This window comes from Streptomyces sp. NPDC051976, assembly GCF_040680795.1.
Classification (GTDB): domain Bacteria; phylum Actinomycetota; class Actinomycetes; order Streptomycetales; family Streptomycetaceae; genus Actinacidiphila.
Genome location: NZ_JBFAXL010000031.1, coordinates 65,499 through 85,455 on the forward strand (window position 1 = coordinate 65,499; position 19,957 = coordinate 85,455).

A 19,957-nucleotide genomic window follows, 5' to 3' on the forward strand; every position below is an offset into this window, starting at 1 on the left:
CCGGTAGTCTCCTCCCGCAATCGCCAACTACGGTCACGGGGACGGTTTCAACGATGGGTGCGGGCGCGTCAGAACAGGTGTTCCAGCCGCTGGAGGAGGACGATCCGGCCGCGGTCGGGAACTACCGGCTCACGTCACGGCTGGGTTCCGGCGGCATGGGCAAGGTGTACCTGTCGTACACCCCCGGCGGCCGTCCGGTCGCCGTCAAGGTGATCCGGCCGGAACTGGCCGAGGACGCCGACTTCCGCAGGCGCTTCCGGCAGGAGGTCCTGGCCGCCCAGCGGGTCCAGGGCCTCTACACGGCGCCGGTCGTCGACAGCGACGCCGAGAGCGCCCGCCCCTGGCTGGCGACGGCCTATGTGCCGGGACCGACCCTGTCCTCGGCAGTCGCCGAGCACGGCCCGCTGCCGGTGCCCACCCTGCTGCTGCTCGTGGCGGGCATCGCCGAGGCACTGCAGGCCGTGCACGCCGCCGGGCTGGTGCACCGCGACCTCAAGCCGTCCAACGTGATCCTCGCCTCGGACGGCCCGCGCGTCATCGACTTCGGTATCGCGCGGGCCGCCGACGCCACCGCGCTCACCGACAGCGGCGTCACCGTCGGCACCCCCGCCTTCATGTCGCCCGAGCAGGCGGCCGGCCGGGAGATCGGCCCCGCCACCGACGTGTTCGCGCTCGGCCAGGTCGCCGCCTACGCCGCGCTGGGCTCCCCCGCGTACGGCGAGGGCCCCTCGCACGCCGTGCTGTACCGCATCGTGCACGAGGAGCCCGACCTCTCGGCGCTCCCCGCGGACCTGGTGCCCCTGGTGACCGCCTGCCTCGCCAAGGACCCCGCCGCCCGGCCGTCACTGGCCGACATCGTCGGGATGTGCCAGGCGGCGTCCGCCGAGACGCAGTTGCGGCGGCCGGAGCAGTGGCTGCCGGGCGCGGTGGCCGCGGAGATCCCGCAGCGCCACGCCGCCCCGACGTATGTGCCGCCCGCCGTCCCGTACACCCCGACCGCCCCCGTCGCCCACCAGGCGGGCCCGCCGCCGGTCCCGGCGCCCGGCACCCCGCCGCCCGGCCACGACCCGCGGTCCTACCAGCAGACGCAGGCCGCCGGACCGGTCGCGGGCCACCCGCAGGGCACCCCGCCGCCGATGCCGGTGCCGCAGAACCGGGGTTACGGCCCCGGCCCCGGACCGCGGCCGGGCGGCCCGGGACCGTACGGGCCGATGCCGCCCCGGCCGTTCGTCCCGCAGCCGCCCAAGAAGTCCAGGAACAAGGTGCTGGTCGTGGTGGGCGCGGTGGTCGGCGCGCTCTTCGTGATCAGCGCGGCGGCGTCCGTGATCCGCGCCCTCGGCGGGTCGGGCGACTCGACCGACACGAACTCCGCGAACGGCGGTTCGCACAGCACCGGCAGCGGCTCCACCAGCGGTTCGAGCGGCGGCACCTCCCACCAGAGCGCGAAGACACCGGACCCCAAGCCGACCACGCACCCGAATGTGCAGCTGCCCGACGGCTATCACCTGGAGTTCGCGGACGAGACCCTGCAGCCGAAGGACAGCAACTTCGACGACCTCTACTACGGCTGCGACTTCGAGGGCTGCAACTTCGGCGCGTACAACACCAAGCTGGTGCTGCTGAACGCGGACGAGAAGGGCTCGCTGGCCACCTGCCTGCACGACACCCGCTTCACCAACGTCATCCAGCAGCCCCGGCTGTCGGCCGGATCGCAGATCTGCGCCCGCACCCAGACCGGCATCGTGGCCCTGGTCACGTACAAGAAGGCGTCGGGCAGCTCCGACCCCAGCAAGAACGTGGTCCTGGACGTCACCGTGTGGCGCAACGCCATCCCCGCCTCCACCGACTGACGGAACGTCAACCGCCGTTGTGAGAGCGGCCGGTGGCCGGGTCACCCCGGTCCGCCGGCCGCTCCCTCGGTACTTCGGTGTGCGGCTAGCTCCAGCTGGTCAGACCCGCGCCGTACGGATAGAGCGGATTCCCGTACGTGGTCGGCACCGGCTGGCCGGCGTCGATCTTCGCGCGGATGTCGGCGCGCTCGGCGTCGGTGGCGCCGAGGTCGTACGGCAGGTCCCACGCCTCGTTGGCGTCGGCCAGGTTGTCGCCGCCGCCGGGCTTGAGGATCTGGTCCATGCTCCGCGGCAGCTGCCAGGGCAGGTGGCCGTGCGGGGTGTAGTCGCCGAAGAGCAGACTGGCCGTGGCCGGTCCGACCTCCTCACCGCCGCGGTAGGTCACCACGATGGCGTCCGCCAGGTTGTTCCAGTCGCTGATCACGATCGGCCGCGGCAGTGTCAGCACCACGACCACCTTGATGCCCTGGTTCCTGTAGTTCTGGATCAGGGCCAGCTGGTCGGCGGGCAGATACGGCTGGGTGTCCGGCCAGGCCGTGGCGTGGGTGTACGAGGATTCACCGACGTACACCACCGCGACCTTGGGGGCCGGGCCGGTGCCCTGGTAGACGTTCACCCCGCCTGTCGCCGCTCTCGCCTTGAGCGCGTCGAGCTGGTCCAGCGAGCCGTAGTCCGGGTGGAAGTAGCTCGACCAGATGCAGCAGGACGCGCCGTCGGTCGCCCGGTCGCCCGCGACCGCGATGCTGTCGCCGGAGTTCAGCTTCAGCGGCAGCACCCCGTCGTTCTTCAGCAGGGTGTTGGACTCACGGGACGCCTGGTTGGCCAGCTGCGTGTACGACGGCTGGTGGAACCGGTACGGGCCGTTCACCGGGTCGCCGTACGGGTGGTCGAAGATGCCCAGCTCGAACTTGAGCTTGAGGATCCGCGACACCGCGTCGTTGATCCGGGCCAGCGGCACCTGCTGCTCGAAACCGGCCATGGTGAAGCCCGTCGCGCCCGGGTCGGCGCCGCCCATCACGTCGGAACCGGCGTTGGCCGCGTTCACCCACGCGCCCGACGGCAGCCAGTCCGTGGTGATCAGACCGGTGTAGCCGAGGTTGTTGCGCAGATAGGCGAGGATCTTCGCGCTGTCGCCCGCGCCGGGACCGCCCGGGTCGAGATACGAACTGCCCGCGTAGCCCGGCATGATGTTGACCGCGCCGGCCTCCATCGCCGCCTTGAACGGGATCATGTGGTACTTGATCGTCACCCCGTCGTAGACGATCCCGGCCTCGCCGCCCGCGCCCTCACCGGGCCAGTGCTTGACGGTCGCCAGCACCGAGGAGGGGTTCAGCTCCGGGCCGCCCTGCAACCCGGCGACCAGGGCCTTGAGTTGGGCCGCCGCGACGTCCGCGTTCTCGCCGCCGCCCTCCTGGATCCGCGGGTAGAGCACCTTGGTGCCCACCTCGGCGAGCGGCGACAGGGTGCCGCGCGCGCCGACCTCCAGCTCCTCCTTGCGCTGCATGTTGCCCAGTTGGTAGTCGAGTGGGTAGTCCTTTCCCGCGGACAGAGTGCTCTGCAGCGGATACGTGGTCTGGTACCCGGCGGTGGTGTCGCCCGCGGAGACCGGCGGGATGCCCAGCCGGGTGGCCGCGGTGGACATCAGCACGTTGTTCAGGTCGGCGGGCTGCGCCGGACCGAAGTGCCAGCCGGACATCGGGTACGTCTGGACGTTGTAGAACATCTGGTACGCCTTCTCCTCCAGCGTCATCCTGCCGAGGAGGTCGTTCACCCGCGTGTCGACCGGCTGGCGCCAGTCCTCGTACGGCTCGATCGTGCCGTCCTTGTTGAGGTCGCGGGCGCCGTTGACGATGTTGACGCCGTCGGCGACGGTCTCGATGTCCGGCAGATACACGCTGAAGGTGCGGATGTTGGACGTCGTCCTCCCGCCCGAGCCGCTGACCGCGACGACGAACCACTTGTACGTCCAGCGGTCGGTGATGTCCCAACTCGGCGTGTAGCTGGTGCCGGTGGGCTCGGCGACCTTGGTGTAGAGGTCGAGCAGGTTGCCGGACGCGGTGAAGTCGTAGTCGGTGCGGCTGATGTTGAGCCACACCTCGTAGTGGGCGGTGCCCCCGACGGCCGCCCAGGACAGGGTGGGCCTGCGGGTGTCGGTGACCATCGCCTTGTCCGCGGGCGCGGACAGCGCGAACTGGTTCAGCGTGGCCGGCGCCTTGGTGGGGCCGGAGAGCATCGGCGGGGTGGCCGTGGTGGTGTCGACCGTGCCGTAGACCTGGAACTCCCACAGGGAGTAGCCGTATCCGGTGGCGCGGGCGGTGCCGGTAAACCGCACATAGCGGCCCTTGCCGGTGACCGGCAGCTTCTCGATGCCGCCCTTGCCGGTGGTCGTGGTGTAGAGCGGGGACCACGACGTGCCGTTGTCGGAGACGTCGATGTGGTAGCCCGCGGCGTACGCGGACTCCCAGTTGAGGACGATGCCGCTGATCGTGCCCGTGCCGCCGAGGTCCACCTGGAGCCACTGGTCGTCGGTGTAGAGGCTGGACCAGCGGGTGGTGGTCCGTCCGTCGAGCGCGGCGGCGGGCGCGTTGCCGCCCTCGTAGGAGGACGCGGAGACCTGCTTGTAGGCGGAGATCACGGAGCCGGAGAAGTCACCGCCGCCGCCACCCCCGCCTCCGCCGCCCGTGCCGGTGGTGTGCACGGTGAACTCCCAGAGGGAGTAGCCGTATCCGGTGGCGCGGGCGGTGCCGTTCATCCGAACGTAGCGGCCGGTGCCGGACACGGTGAGGGTCTGGTTGCCGCCGGGCCCTGTGGTGGTGGAGTAGATGTTCGTCCAGCCGCCGGTCCCGCTGTCGGAGACCTGGATCTGGAAGCCGGTGGCGTACGCCGTCTCCCAGCTCAGGCCCACCTGGCAGATGGTCTGCGAGGAGCCGAGGTCGACCTGGAGCCACTGCGGGTCGGAGGCCGCGCTCGACCAGCGGGTGCCCGGGTCGCCGTCGACGGCCGCGGAGGCGGGGGTGCCGCCGTTCTCGGTCGAGGAGGCGGTGGCGGGACGGTTCAGCGCGGCGTTGCCGCTGCCGCAGTCGGGCGGCGGGGAGCCGCCGCCACCGTAGACCTGGAACTCCCAGAGGGAGTAGCCGTATCCGGTGGCGCGGGCGGTGCCGTACATGCGGACATAACGCCCGGAAGCGTTTACGGCGAGCGTCTGCACACCGCCGGTGCCGGTGGTGGTGGAGTAGGCGTCGGTCCAGGACGTGCCGTTGTCGGACGTCTGGATCTTGAAGCCGGTGGCGTAGGCGGTCTCCCAGTTGAGTACGACCTGGGAGAGGGACTGGGTCGAGCCGAGGTCGACCTGGAGCCACTGGGGGTCGGAGGCGGCGCTGGACCAGCGGGTGCCGGTGTCGCCGTCGACGGCCGCGGAGGCGGGGGTGCCCGCGTTCTCAGTGGAGGAGGCGGTGGCGGGCTTGCCCTGGGACAGCAGGGTGCTCGCGGCGTGGGCGGAGGTCGCCGTGGTGGCGCTGAGGGCGCCGCCCGCCAGCAGGGCCGCGACGGCGGTCATCGCGACCGCTCGTCTGCGGCGCCTCGCGGCGTGGCGGAAGCGGGACAGGAGGCTCATTCACATCTCCATGGGGGGATGCCTCGTGCCACCGTGACACCGTCGCCTGACCGGCGACGGTGTCACGGTGGCCGTGGGCTACTCCGGACTGACTCATCGGACAGGGACCGGTCGGGACTTCGGAGAGCGCTCTCCGGGGGAGTGTCGTGCATCCCCTGATCGCTGTCAATGCTCGTGGCGCACACGGGAATTGGCGGACGGCCGCGGGGCGCGCGGACGCGCGCGAGCTGCGGGTGGCGGCGCGCGGGCGGTCCGGGGCGTGTGGGCGCCGCCCGGACGGAACGCGCTGCGGCTCCGCGCGGCGGCGGCTCGCGGACGTGGGACCGAGGAAAGCCATCGCGCGGTGCGCGGGTGGTAGCGGGGGGTCGGGGACGACCCCGGGGGTCAGGCGCGGGCGGCCCGCAGGACGGCCCAGACGGTACGGCCCGGGCCGCGCGGGGCGGGGCCGACGCCCCACTGCTCCGCCAGCAGCTTGACGAGCATCAGCCCGCGGCCGCCCTCCTCGTCGGAGTGCGCCTTCCGCGGCCTCGGGGCCGACTGCGCCCCGCCCTCGTCCGCCACCTCGATCAGCAACCGGCCCGGGATCCACGCCAGTCGGCAGGTGATGACCTCGCTCGCGGTGTGCACGAGCGCGTTGGTGAACAGCTCGCTCACCATCAGCACCGCCGTGTCCGCGCCGTCCGGCTCCACGCCCCACGCACCGAGCTGCTCGCGCACCCGCTGCCGGGCCGCGCCCACCGCCAGCACGTCGGCGGGCAGACCGAAGGCGGCGCGCAGGGCGCTGCCGCCCAGACGGGGAGGCGTACTGGCGTCGGTTGCGGGGTCGGTCAGGGCCACGGCCGATTCCTCACGAGTCAGGTGCGGTGGGCGGACACGGGTACCGGACACGGACGCGGCCGCGCTCAGCGGTGACAGAACCCCGGCGCCGCGATCGGCCACGGCGGCCGGCAAGCTCAGGGCAAGATCTGTCACACCGTCACTATGCTTGCTGCACGGGCCAGTTAGCAAGGTTTACTCTGCACGGTGCATAGTTGCGCAGTGCGGCCCCTCCCTCCCTTTCGGGCATGGCAGACTGCTGCCTGGCCGGTGTTCGAGGAGGTAGCTGACGTGAGTGAGCCGCGGTCCGCCCCGACGGTGCTGCAGATGGTGCTCGGCAGAAGGCTGCAGGATCTGCGCGTCCACGCCGGGCTCACGGCGCAGGACGTCGGCCGGAGCCTTCGCCAGGCCCACACCACCGTCACCCGCATGGAACGCGCCGAGACCGCCCTGAAGTGGGTCACGGTCAAGGCGATGCTGGAGCTGTACGGGGTCGGCGAGGCCGAGCGCGCCGAGTTCCTCACCCTCACCGAGCAGGCCAACGTGCCCGGCTGGTGGCAGGGTTACCGCGACGCGCTGCCGAGCTGGTTCGGTGTCCACGTCAGCCTGGAGACCTCGGCCACCCATATCCGCGGCTACGAACCGCATGTCGTCCCCGGTCTGCTGCAGACCGAGGAGTACGCCCACGACGTGCTGGCCGTCGGCTTCCCGCGGGTGTCGGCGCAGGAGCTGAAGCGCCGGGTGGCGCTGCGGATGGAGCGGCAGGCGGTGCTCACCCGCCCCGACGCCCCGCAGTTCTGGGTCGTGATGGACGAGACGGTGCTGCGAAGACCGGCGGGGTCCCCGCAGGTGATGCGCCGCCAGATCGACCGCCTGCTGGAGGCGACGGAGCTGCCCAACGTCACCCTGCAGGTCCACCCCTTCACCGCGGGGCTGCATTCGGGCGCCTTCGGGCCTTTCACGCTCTTCCGGTTCGCCATGCAGGAAATACCGGATGTGGTGTGCACCGACAGTCTGAGCAGCGCCGCCTACAGCGAGGACCGCGTCGAGGTCGCGCTGTACCGTGAGGTGCTCGACCGTATGTGCACACAGGCAATGCCCAAGGGACGCATCAGGAATTTCCTGGGCGACGTCCGCAAGGAGCTCTACCCATGAGTCACGCCCGCAACGCCGCCGCCGACCTCGGCGCCGAAGGATGGCGCAAGCCCTGGAGCGGAAGCAACGGCGGCAACTGCGTCGAGGCCAAGCCGCTGGGCGACGGCCGGGTGGCGCTGCGGCAGTCCACCGATCCGGACGGACCCGCGCTGATCTGCACCCGCGGAGAGATCAGCGACTTCGTCAACGGGGCCAAGGCGGGCCTCGCGGACTTCCTGCTCGGCTGATGCGCCGGGCCACGCGACCTGCCATGCGACCCCCCACACGGAGGACCGAAGTGACCGACACCGGATCCGGCGCGGACGAGATCGACACCAGCAAGCCCCATTCGGCGCGCATGTACGACTTCTATCTCGGCGGCAAGGACAGCTATCCGGCCGACTGGGAAGCGGCAGAGAAAGTCATCGCGCTGTTCCCGCGCATCAAGGAAGGCGCGCGGACCAACCGGGAGTTCATGCACCGGTCGTCCCGTATGCTGGCCCAGCAGGGAATACGCCAGTTCCTCGACATAGGGACCGGAATTCCCACCGAACCCAACCTCCACCAGATAGTCCAGGAGACCGTCCCGGACGCCCATGTGGTGTACGTGGACTTCGACCCGATTGTGCTGCGGCACGCCGAGGCGCTGCTGGGCGGCACGCCCGAGGGTCGTACCGCATATGTCCAGGCCGATGTCAGGGAGCCCGCGAAGATCATCGCCGCGGCCCGCGAGCACCTGGATTTCACGCAGCCCGTCGCGCTGTCGATGGTGGCCCTGATGCATTTCGTCTCCGACGAATTCGACCCTTATGGAATCGTCGCGGAACTTCTCGCCCCCCTGGCCCCGGGGAGCGCTCTGGTGCTCTCCCATGTCACCGGTGACTTCGAACCGGCGACCTGGGAGCGCATCGTCCAGATCTACCGCGCCGCCGGCACACCGGCCCAGGTGCGCTCGCACGCGGAGGTCACCCGCTTCTTCGACGGCCTGGAGCTGGTCGAGCCGGGCGTGGTGGTGGCCACCGCCTGGCACCCCGAACTCGGCGAACTGAGCAGCGACGACGCACAGGTCCAGCTCTACGTGGGAGTCGCCCGCAAGTAGCCCGCCAGGCAACCCCGTTGTGCCTGGAGCGCCTGGAGTGCCTGTGACGTGCGCGGGAACGAGCTTGCCGTGCAAGTGTGCCCGTGTGGCGCAGGTCACGTCGTAAGCTGGAGCGAACCGGGCGCTGCGATGGCGATGTTGTTTAGTGTCTGACGCAGCGTCGTACGTTCATACGTACCGACGGTCACACTGGTCCCGATGGGAGGGCGATATGACATCTCGTATTCTGTCGGGCCAATTATGCACAGAGCCCATTCGACACCTTCCGTCGTGAAGGTCTTCTTGGGGAGTTGAAGAGTAGCTTGTACGGGGAGAAGCTTCTAACTAAGCGTCATGATTTGGGGCAAGTCGAACGGGGACGGGGGAGCGGCGAGGGAATGGCTCCCATCGACCGCTCGGCCCTGCAGACCCTGACGCCCCGCGAACGTGAAGTGCTGCGCGTGCTCGGCCTCGGCGAGGGGAACAGGGCACTCGCCAACAGGCTCGGCATCGCCGAACGCACCGTGAAGGCCCATCTCACCAGCATCACCCGCAAATTGGGACTACGGTCCCGTGTCGAGGCTGTGCTCGTGTCTCTCGAATGGGCCGATGATCTCCGTTCCCGGGCGCAATAGGACCATCGATACGACGGCCGTCGGGCCGGATCAGGCGGCGGTCGTCGTACGGCTGCTGCGGATCCCGGACTCGGCCGACGCGGCCGAGGCGGCGGCGGAGGTGCTGGACGCTTCCGAGGCCCGGCGCGCCGCCGCCTTCCAGGACCCCGCCGCCCGCATCCGCTACCTCACCTCACATGTCGCCCTGCGTGTCCTGCTGGGCTCCCGGCTGGGTGTCCCGCCGGGAGCGGTGGCGTTCGTCCGCGAGCGGTGCGGCATGCCCAACTGCGCCCTGGCGCACGGCCGTCCGGCCGTGGCGGGCCATCCCCGGTCGCACTTCTCCATGTCCCACGCCGGGGACTTCGCTCTCTACGCGCTGGCCGCCGTGCCGGTCGGGGCCGACATCGAGTCGCTGCGGCTGGTGTCCGGCGCGCTCGGCCGGACCGCCGGGCGGCTGCACCCGGCCGAGCGGCAGGCGATCGCGGCGCTCCCGGCGGCGAGCCGGGCGCAGACCACGCTCGGCTGCGCGGCTCGGGCGGGGGCGGCGTTCCGGTGCGGGTGCGGCAGTTCGGGTTTCGGCTGGAGTGACGGGGCGGCCCTTCGGCTCATGGGCGAACCGTTGGTCAGCGCGCTGGGCTTACTGGAGTCGTGTCGCGGTGCGTACGAGGGCGGCGACGGCTCTGGACCGGCTGTGGGGCGGCCAGGCGATCACGGTGGTGACTTTCGGGGCGTCCAGTACGGGCACGGCGGCGAGGTCGGCGTGGAGTTGGGCCCGGCAGGACTCCGGTGAGACCGCGCACGCCCGGCCGAGGGAGACGAGCTGCAGCAACTGCGCGTGGTCGCGGACCTGGGGGCCGGGGCCGGGTGGGTAGGTGCCGTCGGGGTGGGGCCAGCGGGGCAGGGGCAGGCCGGGCAGCCCCGTGATGTCGGCCATGTGCACATGGGCCCGGTCGGTGAGCGGATGCCCGGCGGGCAGGATCACGACTTGCCCCTCCGTGCGGAGCTCTTCGGTGTGGAGCCTGGCCGTCGAGTCGAACGGCCGGTGCAGCAGCGCCACGTCGGCGCGGCCCTCGCGCAGGAGTCGTTCCTGCTCGGCCGGGCCGCACAGGAGGACGTCGACGGGGACCGCGTCGGGTTCGGCGGCGTAGGCGTCGAGCAGCTTCGCCAGCAGTTCGCTGGACGCGCTGGCTTTGGTGACCAGGACCAGGCCGGGACGGTCGGTGGAGGGAACGGCGGCGCGGCGGGTCCGGCGCTCGGCGGCGTCGACCGCGTCGAGGGCCGCCCGGCCCTCGGCCAGCAGCACCGAGCCCGCTTCGGTCAGCGTGACGACGCGGCTGGTCCGGTCCAGCAGCGCTGCCCCGAGCCGGCGTTCGAGCTGCTGGATCGCCCGTGACAGCGGCGGCTGCGCGATCCCGAGCCGCTGCGCGGCGCGCCCGAAGTGGAGCTCTTCAGCGACAGCGACGAAGTAGCGCAGTTCCCGGGTCTCCATACGGCCACGGTACCCGGATCGATACCTGGGAGGTATCGCTGGCCGCCTCATCGGTCTTGGACCTCCGCCGGGGTCCGAGGGCAGCATGATCCCCATGAGCGAACGAACGATTGCGCTGGTCACAGGCGCGAACAAGGGAATTGGCTACGAGATCGCCGCGGGCCTGGGTGCCCTCGGCTGGAGCGTCGGCGTCGGCGCTCGCGACGAGGAGCGCCGTGAGGCCGCGGTGGAGCGACTGCGCGCGGCCGGTGCCGACGCGTTCGGCGTACCGCTGGATGTGAGCGACGACGCGAGCGCGACCGCCGCCGCCCGCCTGATCGAGGATCAGGCGGGGCGCCTCGACGTGCTCGTCAACAACGCCGCCATCGCCGGTGCCATGCCGCAGCAGCCCACCCACGCCGATCCCGCCACCGTCCGGGAGGTCGTGGAGACCAACGTGATCGGCGTCATCCGCGTCACCAACGCGATGATGCCGCTGCTGCGGCGCTCCGCCTCACCACGGATCGTGAACATGTCCAGCAGCGTCGGCTCACTCACCCGGCAGTCAGGACCTGGTGCGGAGCAGACGGCGGGTCCCGTGGCCGTGGCGTACGCGCCGTCGAAGACGTTCCTGAACGCCGTCACCCTCCAGTACGCCCGGGAGTTGAGCGGCACGAACGTCCTGATCAACGTCGGCTGCCCCGGCTACGTCGCGACCGACCTCAACGGCTTCCGCGGCGTGCGCACCCCCGAACAGGGCGCGGCGATCGCCATCAGGCTGGCGACCCTGCCCGACGACGGCCCGACCGGCCAGTTCTTCGATGACGCGGGCGAAGTGCCCTGGTGAGGCACGGGCGTGCCTGAACGAGTGCTGCTACTGGTCGGACCGGGCGGCGACGACCTTGTTCAGCCGGTGCATACGGGTGGCCAGGCTCATCCGGCCCTCCAGCCGGAAGGCGGGCGGCTGGCGTCCGTCCACGTCGCCGAAGCCGTACTCGACCGCCAGGTCGCCGGTGCTGAGTACCTTGCCGGAGCGCTCCATCACCTCGGGGTCGGAGAACAGGGCGGCGATCGCGCGGCCGACGTACTCGGGGGAGTGCACCACCGAGGCGGGGCCGTCGCCCATCGCCGCCCAGGCCGCCTCCACGCGCTCGGTACGGACGAAGCCGGGGTGCAGGGAGACCGCGGCGATGCCGCGCTTGCGCAGATCGGCGGCGAAGCCACGGCACATGCGGTCGGAGGCCGACTTGAAGACGTCGTAGCCGACCTGGCCGAGGTAGATGTCGCCGTCGGAGAAGCTGATGCCGACGATCAGCCCGCGGTGCTGCGGCAGCATCAGCGGCACCAGCCGCCGCGTCACGTCGAACTGCGCGCGCAGCGACGCCTCGAACAGGTCGTAGCGCCACATCGGCTGGTCCCAGAAGGGCGCGTCGAAGCGCACCTCGGAGGACCGCTCGTAGCCGCCCCAGGCGTTGTTGACCAGCAGGTCGAGCCGTCCGTGGTCGGCGTTGACCCGCTCGAAGAGCGCCGCGTTGTCCGCGGGGATGCCGTGGTCGCAGCGCACCGCGACGCCCTTCCCGCCGCGCCGGGTCACCTCGTCGGCGGTGTCGTCCACGGTGCCCGGCAGGTCCTCGGTGCGCGCGCCGTCGCGGGTGCTGCGACCGGTCACGTACACCGTGGCGCCCGCGGAGCCGAGGGCGAGGGCGATGCCACGCCCCACGCCCCGGCTGGCGCCGGTGACCACCGCCACCGTCTCGCTGAGGTCCGGGGGGTTCCAGCTCGGCAGGATCTCCAGCTGCGCCGCGCCCATCCGCTCGGCCAGCCGCAGGTCCTCCTCCAGCCGCCGTACCTGCGCGGCGTCCGTGGCCACCATCAGATAGTCATTGGCCTCGTACTGCGCGTCGATCCGGTTCCTGCGGGCGAACCTGCCGATGTCCAGGATCGAGCGGCCGACCGCCTGCGAGGCCTCGAGCGCCCGCTGCGGCCCGAACTCCTTGACGAGCGCCTGGATGTCCTTGCCGATGGTCGGTGTGACGAACCCGTCGGCACGCCCCGACGCCCCGTAACCGGAGTGCTTGGCCTCGATGATCCGGATATCGAGTGCGGTTCCGCCTCTTTGAGGAAGAAAGCGGTCCACAAACCGGTGAAGCCGCCGCCGACGATACAGACATCGCATTCGACGGATTCCCGCAGCGGAGGTTCCGCGACGACCTGTTCCGCATCGTGCCAGTAGACGACATGTTTGTACGTACTCACGTGCTGCTCCTTGACGTGGCCCGCCGGTCGAGCGGTAGGTCACACGGCTTCGAGGATGATTCTCGACAGCCCGAGGTGACGGTTCGTTCAGCCTTTCCTGGTGTCCGGCTGTAGTGGTCCGGATCATTGCGCAGGGTGACGACGTCGAAGAGCTTCTCCGTCGCCTCGAGAACCTCCGACAGCGCCGGAATCTCGGATTCCGGGAAGATGGTGTCCATAATGAACAGCAGGTCGCGCACGGTCTGCTTGTCCATCTGGACGTTGTTGCCCTTGATGTTCGTCTGCAGGCCGATTCTTCCGCCTTTGGGGAGCCACTGGCGGCAGCGGTCGAAGAACTCACGGTAGGCGGCGACCCGCTCGGCCCGGGACAGCCCGGTCCGCGCGAAGTGCTCGAAGGCGCCGATGGAGATGATCGCGTCGTACGTGCCGTCCGGCTCGTGGTCGAGCCAGTTCTCCACCCGCACCTCGGTCCGCGGCAGCGCCAGTTCCCGCAGCCGTTCGGCCTGGCTGTCGCTCAGCGTCAGGCCCACCGCGTGCTCGACCCCGTACGTCCCCACCAGGCGTTTCAGCAGGCTTCCCCAGCCGCAGCCGACGTCGAGCACCCGCCGGGTGCCCGCCGCCCGGGCGCCCTCGATCAGATAGTCGAGCTTGCGCCGCTGGGCGCTCTCCAGGGTGTCGCCGTCGGCCCGCAGTGCGCAGGTGTACGTCAGTTCGGTGTCCAGCCAGAGGGCGAAGAAGTCGTTGGAGACGTCGTAGTGGTGCTTGATGGACTCCGCCGTGGCGCCCTGGTATCCGTCGGTCACGCGGCGGCGCTGCCCTGCTTGGTCTCCTCCGCGAGCTTCACCCGATCGCCCACGGTCTTCGCGCTCGCCGCCTTGCTCGACCGAGTCAAAAAGCCGTGTCGGCGTTCAGCGTGAAGGAATCGGCCTTGCTGCCGAGCTTCTTGGTGATCCGGAGGGCATCTCGTGATAACCGTCGAAGAGGTTTGCGCCCGCACCATCGAGAAGACGCGCGAGTCTATCGGAACTCGTGCTGTGGTTCGGTTGAATCCAGAAGCGGTTGCGGACTTCTGCGCGTGCGCCGCGATCGACCATGAGGTGTGTTGAGGCAGGTGCAACCGTCCCCGGGGCCAGCGACCTTACCGCCCAGGTGAGCGGGGGGCCATTGCCCTTTTGGGCTATGCGACATGGTGCAGATTTTGCTGGCGGAACTCGCCGGAAGGTGTTTTGCTTACTCCGACTCATCCGTGCGGGGCCGGGTGTGCGGGAGCCGGTCCCTGATTTCCCGGGAAGATCCCCGGAGCGCCAATGGCCGAGGCCGTCATTCCGCCGGCGTGGTGGCGGGGCGGAGCGGCGGCAGGGCGCGCCGCGGGGAGTGACGGGGACCGCGCGGCGGACGGGGGCGGGCCGACGGGGGCGCGCGCGACGAGCGGAGGACGGCATGGCTGACCCGACCCATGGGCACACCCAGGCCCTGGCGGCGCGGCTGTCCTGGATGCCCGCCGCCGCCCCCGCGCCGCTGCACACCCCCGCAGACGCACCCGCCTCCGGTGCCGCCGCCCCGGCTCACGGCCCGCTCACCACACTCCCGCTGACCGCCCACGCACGCGGCGAACTCGGCGCCACCGTCCCCCGGTTGCAGGCGGCGGGCGCCGACCGCCCCTCCTTCTCCGCCGCGGCCGCGCCCGGCACCCCACCGAGAGCCGTACTCGTCAGCGAAGGCGCCGCCGCCCCCGCGGTCGTCTGCGTCCCGTCCTTCCTCGCGGGGTCCGGGCCGCACCAGTTCACCCGGTTCGCCGCCCGCTTCGCGCCCCGGCTGCGGATGTCCGGGCTGACCCTGCCCGGCTTCGACGCCGCCACGCCGCTGCCCGCCACCTGGCGCGCGGCCGTCGACAGCCTCACCGCCGCCGCGGTGCGCGCGGCCGGTGGCGCCCCCCTGCTGCTGGTCGGGCACTCCATCGGCGGCGCCCTCGCCCATGCCGTCGCCGCCACCGCCGAGCGCGCGGGCCACGAGGTCGCGGGCGCCGTGCTGATCGACACCTACGAGCCCGAAGTCGCCCAGCAGCACGAGGTGTTCGGCTGGGCGATGGGCCGCGTCCTCGATCTGGACCAGGAGCTGCTCGGCATCACCGAGCACACTGTCCGGGCCATGGGCGGATATCTGCGGCTGTTCGACGACTGGACCGCCGATCCACTCCTGGCTCCCGCACTGCTGGTGGCCGCCGAGAGCGGCCCTGAAGTCCCCGGCGGCGACCGATGGGCGCTGTGGAGGGCGCCCGCCACCGTCGTCCCCGTACCTGGCGATCACTTCTCGCTCCTCGAGGAACACGCTGCGGCCACAGCGCGGACCGTCGAGGACTGGCTTCGAAAGGAAACGCCATGCAGCCCGTCGGCATAGTCGACTTCGGGAGCTATCTGCCCGAGAAGGTCGTCGGTCCCGAGTTCTTCCTGGACGAGGACTCAGCCCCGGACCCGATGGCCAACTCCCCGCTGTTCAAGGTCCCTCCGACCCGGCACCACGTCGCGCCCGACGAGCAGGCGGCGGACATGATCGCCAAGGCGGCCCGGCCGGTCTTCGAACGTCTGGGCAGGGATCCCGCGGCGGGCGTCGACGTGCTGATCACCAATGTGCTGCTGCCCGACGAGCTGTTCACCGGCATCGGCGCACGCGCCGCCCACCGGCTCGGCATGAGCCCCGGGTGGATCGTCGACCTGCACAACGGCGGCTGCGCCGCCTTCATGTACATGGTCCAGCTCGCCCGCAAGATCATGGCCGACGGCACCGCCCGTACCGCCCTGATCGCCGACGTGACCAACAGCGCGGGCCAGATGTCCGCCCAGTCCGAGGTGCGCAAGCAGCCCCACGCGGCGATCCCCGGCGACGGCTGCGGCGTGGCCTACCTGGAGGCGGGCAAGGGCTCGCCGGTCCTCGGCGTGGACGCCGCCCGGCACTTCGACACCTTCGACCGCTTCGGCAACCTGTACGGCGCCGCCGTGCCCATCAACCTCGACCACGCCCTGCGCGACGGACGCCTGCACGACGGCGACCTCGTGATGATGTCCGGCTTCGCCCACGCCGGGGACTTCGCCGCCGCCGCGGCCGTGCGCTGGAGCGCCGCCGCGTGAGCGGCGACTGCGTCGGCCCGGCGCACCTCCCGTTACTCCCGCCCGGCACCGAACTGACCTTCGACCAGGCGGTGCCGCGCTCCCTCGTCCAACGGCGGCAGACCGCCGAGGTGTTCGTCGCGGACTCGGTGCAGGCCACCCCCGACGACTTCTACCTCTCCTTCCGGATACCCCGCGCGCATGCCCTGTGGTCCGACCAACGGGCCGGGTACCACGACCCGTTGGCGTCGGTCGAAGCGGCCCGGCAGGCCGTCTCGGTGGTGCTGCACCGCCACGCGGGGGTGCTGCCGGGATGGCCCGTCACGCTGCGGCGGATCTCTGTGCGGATCGAGGACCCCGAGGCGTACGCCACCGACGGCACGACCCCGCTGCAGGGCTATCTGCACTACCGGATCAGCGACCGCGTGGGAGGGGCCGCGACCCCGCGGGCCATGACGCTGCGCGGCAGGGCCGAGATCAACGGCCGGCTGGCGATGACGCTCAGCGTCGAGATCGGCTTCAGGTCCCGCACCGGCCATGGCTCCCTCCAGTCCCACCAGGGGGCCGGGAAGCCGGTCGGCACCGCCCGGCGGGCCGGGCTGCCGCCGCTGGCGCCCGCCCTGGTGGGACGGTCCGACCCGCGCAACGCGGTGATCGCGGCGGGCGGCGCGGAACCCGACGACGGCGCCGTGCACTATCTGCTCGCCTGCGACCCCGGCCACCCCGCCTTCTCCGACCACGGGGACGGCCACATCCCGGCGTCGCTGCTGGTCGAGGGGCTGCGGCAGTCCGCCGTCGCCGCCGCGTGCCGGACCGGCGCGATGCCCGAGCCGTACGCCCGCACGGTCGGCTGCGCCGCGGTCTTCCGGGAGTCCGCCGAGGCCGGGGCCGAACTCACCTATCTGGTACGGGTCGGCGCCCAGGACGAGGACGGCCGCATCCCGGCAGAGGTCGGCGTGTGGCAGTTCGGCCGCCCGATCGCCGAGGGCCGGATCGAGCTGCTGCCCGACGAGCCCGCCGCGCCGGAACCCCCGGTCCCGTACCGGTACTCGCGCTCCCGCAGACGCGCGCAGGCGCACACCCCCACGCACCAGGAACAGCTCAACTCACAGAAATGAGGGTCAAATGGACGGTAGGGAACACCGCTGATTCATTCTCGGTGCATCGGTCATCCCGCTGGTCGTCGTGTTCGGTGCGATGGCACTGCTGTGGAACTCGATCTTCCACTGGTCGGACCTCGTGGTGCTGGTCATCATGTACGCCATCTCCGGTTTCGGCATCTCCGCCGGGTACCACCGGATGCTCACCCACCGGTCCTTCGAGACGTACCCGCCGTCTACCAGGCCGGCCGCAACACCACCCGGCTGCTGATGGCGGCCGGTGACGTCCTGCTGTCCTGGCTGCTGCTCCGCCAGGCCGCCGTCGCCCTCGACCGGCTCGCGGACGGCGAACTGCCGGAGCGTCGGCGGGCCTTCTACCGCGGCAAGGTGGCGACCGCGAAGTTCTTCGCCCAGGAGACACTGCCGCTGCTGGCCGCCCAGCGGGCGATCGCCACCCGCGAGGACACCGTGCTGATGGACCTGGCCGACACCGACTGGTGACGCCGGGGCCGATTCCGCGATCCGCCAGGCCTTCGTCTACAGTCTCGTAGACGCTGAAACGGCGGCGTGGGGACACGGAATCGGCGCGCCCGGCGCCGGGAGAGCGGCGGTTGCCAATGGAGCAGGCCGGAAACGGGTTCGTGGCCGGAACGGAGACCGGGGGTCCCGCCGGGGCACCGGTCGCCGGGGCGGCACGCCACCGGCACGCGGCGACGCCGGGCGGCGGCGCCTGGAGCAAGGTACCCGAGGTCACCGTCGCCTTCTGGGTGACCAAGGTGCTCACCACCGGCATGGGCGAGACCACGTCCGACTTCCTGGCGCGGGTGCTCGGCCCGATCCCCGCGGGCGCGATCGGTCTGCTCGGGCTGGTCGCCCTGCTGGTCGCGCAGTTCCGCACGACCCGCTACTCGCCGTGGGTCTACTGGTCCGCCATCGCGATGGTGAGCGTCTTCGGCACCATGGCCGCCGACGTGGTGCACGTGGTGATCGGGATCCCGTACGTGGTGTCCACCGTCGCCTTCTCCCTCGCCCTCGCCGCGGTGCTGGTCCTCTGGTACGCCAGCGAGGGCACGCTGTCCATCCACAGCATCCGCACCAGGCGCCGGGAGACGTTCTACTGGGCCACGGTGCTGGCCACCTTCGCGCTGGGCACCGCCGCGGGCGACCTCACCGCGGGGACGCTGCACCTGGGCTACTTCACCTCCGGTGTGCTGTTCACCGGGCTGATCGCGATGCCGGTACTGGGACGGCTGCTCGGGCTCAACGCGGTCGCCGCCTTCTGGTGGGCGTACGTCCTCACCCGCCCGCTGGGCGCGTCCTTCGCCGACTGGATGGGCGTGCCCGCCCACCGCGGCGGGCTCGGCTGGGGGACCGGCCCGGTCAGCCTGGTGCTGGCCGTGCTGATCGCCGGGGCCGTGGCCTATCTGGCCACGACCCACGACGACAGCCGTAGCGGTGCGGACGACGGTCAGAACATCAGGGTGTAGGTGTTCCAGCCGCCGCCGATCGCGGTGGGGTGCGGCTGCGGTCCGGTGCCGTACATGTCCGCCTTGTACAGCCAGAGCTTGCCGTTCCTGTCCCGCGCCAGCAGGCTGGGGCCGCTGTAGAACTGGGCCCCGGCGGCGTCGCGCACGCCGGTGAGCGAGGTGTACGCGTTCCAGCCGCCGCCCACCCGCACCCGCGGCATGAGCGGTGCGGCCGGGTTCTTCCCGTCCGCCCTGCCGTACGACCAGAGCACCCCGGAGGAGTCCCTGGCCAGCACCCCGTTCCCGAACGGGGTGACCTCGGTGTACGTGTTCCAGCCCCAGCCGACCTTGACCCGGGGCGCGAACGGCGCCGCGGGATTGCCGGTGTCCTGGTAGAACCACAGGTCGCCCGCCTTGTCGCGGGCCAGCAGGTCGCCGCCGCCGGCGCGTTCGTCGAGCTGGGCGCCCGCGCCGAAGATCTCGGTGTACGTGTTCCAGCCGCCGCCCACCCGCACCCGCGGCTTGAAGGGCGCGGCGACATCGCGGGTGCCGCCGTAGTACCAGAGCACCCCGTTCCGGTCGCGCGCGACCACGTCGCCCTCACCGGCCGCCGTGGTGACGCTGAGCGCGGTGACCTGGTCGTAGGTGTTCCAGCCGCCGCCGATCCGGGTGCGCGGCTTGAAGGGCGCGGCGGTGTCGCCGGTGCCCTCGTAGCTCCACAGCACCCCGGAGGCGTCCCGGGCGTGCAGGGCCGGGCGCTGCTCGGCGTCGGGCAGGACGGCGCGGAACCGCATCACGGCCGAGCCGGTGGCCAGCGGGGCGCCGTCGGCGTCGGTCAGCTCGACAGCGCCGGAGAGTGTCTGGCCGTCGGGCAGCGCGTAGTAGTCCGCGTTCAGCCGGATCACGTAGGTGAGCGTGGTGGCCGCCGCCACGGTGGGCAGATTCAGCAGGAGCTTGCCCTGGTCGGGAGTGCCGAACGGGCCGTCCCAGCCACACTCCCGCGAGTCCGCGCCGTTCACCGCGCACTGCGCCTGCAGATGGGGGGCCACCCGCCAGGGGTACGCGCCCCCGGACGGCAGCTGGCCCCCGTCGAAGTCCAGCCGCGCGTGCACCTGGCCGGTCACGCTCGCGGGCAGTGTCGCGTCGAACTCGATCGTGGTCGAGGGCGCCTCGCCCTCGGTCACCACCGGCACGTGGTCGCCCACCTGCTCGACCGTACCCAGTTCCGCCGCGGTGCGGTGGCCCGCTGACGGTGCGTCAGCGACCGCCGTCCCCCCGGAGACCAGTGGCATCGCGGACGCGGCGACGGCGATCGCCACCACGACCGCCTTGCGTACCGCACCTCGTCGTCGTCGGTTGTTCATCCCAGACCCCCCAAGCGTATGGCTGGTCGTCCCACCAGCTACGTATGTGACCGGCCGGACCGTGCCAAGGTTGCGCGCGACGGGCGGGATTATG

The 19,957-nt window shown here is 71.4% G+C and carries 18 protein-coding genes; 12 read left to right on the plus strand and 6 right to left on the minus strand.

Annotated features, from left to right (window positions below; genetic code table 11):
• Positions 1-53: 53 nt before the first annotated feature.
• A complete protein-coding gene (locus tag AB0M29_RS27155) occupies positions 54-1,850 on the plus strand; it encodes a serine/threonine-protein kinase (protein ID WP_365387075.1) in 1,797 nt (598 codons plus the stop codon).
• An 85-nt stretch (positions 1,851-1,935) separates the two neighbouring features.
• Here AB0M29_RS27155 and AB0M29_RS27160 read toward each other — a convergent pair whose 3' ends face one another.
• Both AB0M29_RS27160 and AB0M29_RS27165 read right to left on the minus strand, forming a co-directional pair.
• Positions 1,936-5,406 (minus strand): discoidin domain-containing protein, encoded by a 3,471-nt coding sequence (locus tag AB0M29_RS27160; protein ID WP_365387164.1) that lies wholly within the window; start codon positions 5,404-5,406, stop codon positions 1,936-1,938.
• Positions 5,407-5,847: 441 nt separating this feature from the next.
• Positions 5,848-6,300, minus strand: coding sequence for an ATP-binding protein (locus AB0M29_RS27165; RefSeq protein ID WP_365387076.1), 453 nt, complete (start codon positions 6,298-6,300; stop codon positions 5,848-5,850).
• A 270-nt stretch (positions 6,301-6,570) separates the two neighbouring features.
• Here AB0M29_RS27165 and AB0M29_RS27170 point away from each other — a divergent pair, with 270 nt between their 5' ends.
• The 4 genes from AB0M29_RS27170 (at position 6,571) to AB0M29_RS27185 (ending at position 9,126) form a co-directional block, all read left to right on the plus strand.
• The gene (locus AB0M29_RS27170; RefSeq protein ID WP_365387078.1) at positions 6,571-7,434 is read left to right on the plus strand and encodes a helix-turn-helix transcriptional regulator; all 864 of its coding nucleotides are present in this window, start codon (positions 6,571-6,573) and stop codon (positions 7,432-7,434) included.
• Positions 7,431-7,661, plus strand: coding sequence for a DUF397 domain-containing protein (locus AB0M29_RS27175; RefSeq protein WP_365387080.1), 231 nt, complete (start codon positions 7,431-7,433; stop codon positions 7,659-7,661). Before AB0M29_RS27170 ends, AB0M29_RS27175 begins: the two co-directional genes overlap by 4 nt.
• 50 nt (positions 7,662-7,711) lie before the next feature.
• The gene (locus AB0M29_RS27180; RefSeq protein WP_365387082.1) at positions 7,712-8,512 is read left to right on the plus strand and encodes an SAM-dependent methyltransferase; all 801 of its coding nucleotides are present in this window, start codon (positions 7,712-7,714) and stop codon (positions 8,510-8,512) included.
• 377 nt (positions 8,513-8,889) lie between these two features.
• Positions 8,890-9,126: a LuxR C-terminal-related transcriptional regulator gene (locus tag AB0M29_RS27185; RefSeq protein ID WP_365387084.1), complete on the plus strand. Its 237-nt coding sequence runs from the start codon at positions 8,890-8,892 to the stop codon at positions 9,124-9,126.
• Between the two features lie 616 nt (positions 9,127-9,742).
• Here the strand turns inward: AB0M29_RS27185 and AB0M29_RS27190 are convergent.
• Positions 9,743-10,594, minus strand: a complete 852-nt coding sequence (locus AB0M29_RS27190) for a LysR family transcriptional regulator (RefSeq protein ID WP_365387086.1) — start codon at positions 10,592-10,594, stop codon at positions 9,743-9,745.
• 94 nt (positions 10,595-10,688) lie between these two features.
• Between AB0M29_RS27190 and AB0M29_RS27195 the strand changes: the two genes are divergently transcribed.
• Complete coding sequence (locus AB0M29_RS27195) at positions 10,689-11,420, plus strand: SDR family oxidoreductase (RefSeq protein ID WP_365387088.1); 732 nt, start codon at positions 10,689-10,691, stop codon at positions 11,418-11,420.
• A gap of 27 nt (positions 11,421-11,447) precedes the next feature.
• On the opposite strand, the gene AB0M29_RS27200 is transcribed toward AB0M29_RS27195, so the two are convergent.
• Positions 11,448-12,710: an SDR family NAD(P)-dependent oxidoreductase gene (locus tag AB0M29_RS27200; protein WP_365387090.1), complete on the minus strand. Its 1,263-nt coding sequence runs from the start codon at positions 12,708-12,710 to the stop codon at positions 11,448-11,450.
• Positions 12,711-12,825: 115 nt separating this feature from the next.
• On the minus strand, positions 12,826-13,632 hold the full coding sequence (locus AB0M29_RS27205; protein ID WP_365387093.1) for a class I SAM-dependent methyltransferase: 807 nt from the start codon (positions 13,630-13,632) through the stop codon (positions 12,826-12,828).
• 637 nt (positions 13,633-14,269) lie between these two features.
• On the opposite strand from AB0M29_RS27205, the gene AB0M29_RS27210 reads away from it, so the two are divergent.
• From AB0M29_RS27210 to AB0M29_RS27235, 6 genes are all read left to right on the plus strand, one after another.
• Positions 14,270-15,226, plus strand: a complete 957-nt coding sequence (locus AB0M29_RS27210; RefSeq protein WP_365387095.1) for an alpha/beta fold hydrolase — start codon at positions 14,270-14,272, stop codon at positions 15,224-15,226.
• The gene (locus AB0M29_RS27215) at positions 15,208-15,954 is read left to right on the plus strand and encodes a 3-oxoacyl-[acyl-carrier-protein] synthase III C-terminal domain-containing protein (protein ID WP_365387097.1); all 747 of its coding nucleotides are present in this window, start codon (positions 15,208-15,210) and stop codon (positions 15,952-15,954) included. Before AB0M29_RS27210 ends, AB0M29_RS27215 begins: the two co-directional genes overlap by 19 nt.
• Positions 15,951-17,051: an AfsA-related hotdog domain-containing protein gene (locus tag AB0M29_RS27220; protein WP_365387099.1), complete on the plus strand. Its 1,101-nt coding sequence runs from the start codon at positions 15,951-15,953 to the stop codon at positions 17,049-17,051. Before AB0M29_RS27215 ends, AB0M29_RS27220 begins: the two co-directional genes overlap by 4 nt.
• A gap of 67 nt (positions 17,052-17,118) precedes the next feature.
• Positions 17,119-17,304, plus strand: coding sequence for a hypothetical protein (locus AB0M29_RS27225; protein ID WP_365387102.1), 186 nt, complete (start codon positions 17,119-17,121; stop codon positions 17,302-17,304).
• Complete coding sequence (locus AB0M29_RS27230; protein WP_365387103.1) at positions 17,304-17,534, plus strand: acyl-CoA dehydrogenase C-terminal domain-containing protein; 231 nt, start codon at positions 17,304-17,306, stop codon at positions 17,532-17,534. Before AB0M29_RS27225 ends, AB0M29_RS27230 begins: the two co-directional genes overlap by 1 nt.
• 110 nt (positions 17,535-17,644) lie before the next feature.
• Entirely contained in the window at positions 17,645-18,520 is an 876-nt protein-coding gene (locus AB0M29_RS27235; RefSeq protein WP_365387104.1) for a hypothetical protein, read from the plus strand.
• On the opposite strand, the gene AB0M29_RS27240 is transcribed toward AB0M29_RS27235, so the two are convergent.
• The gene (locus AB0M29_RS27240; protein ID WP_365387106.1) at positions 18,502-19,863 is read right to left on the minus strand and encodes a hypothetical protein; all 1,362 of its coding nucleotides are present in this window, start codon (positions 19,861-19,863) and stop codon (positions 18,502-18,504) included. The two genes, AB0M29_RS27235 and AB0M29_RS27240, sit on opposite strands and share 19 nt — an antisense overlap.
• Positions 19,864-19,957: the final 94 nt, after the last annotated feature.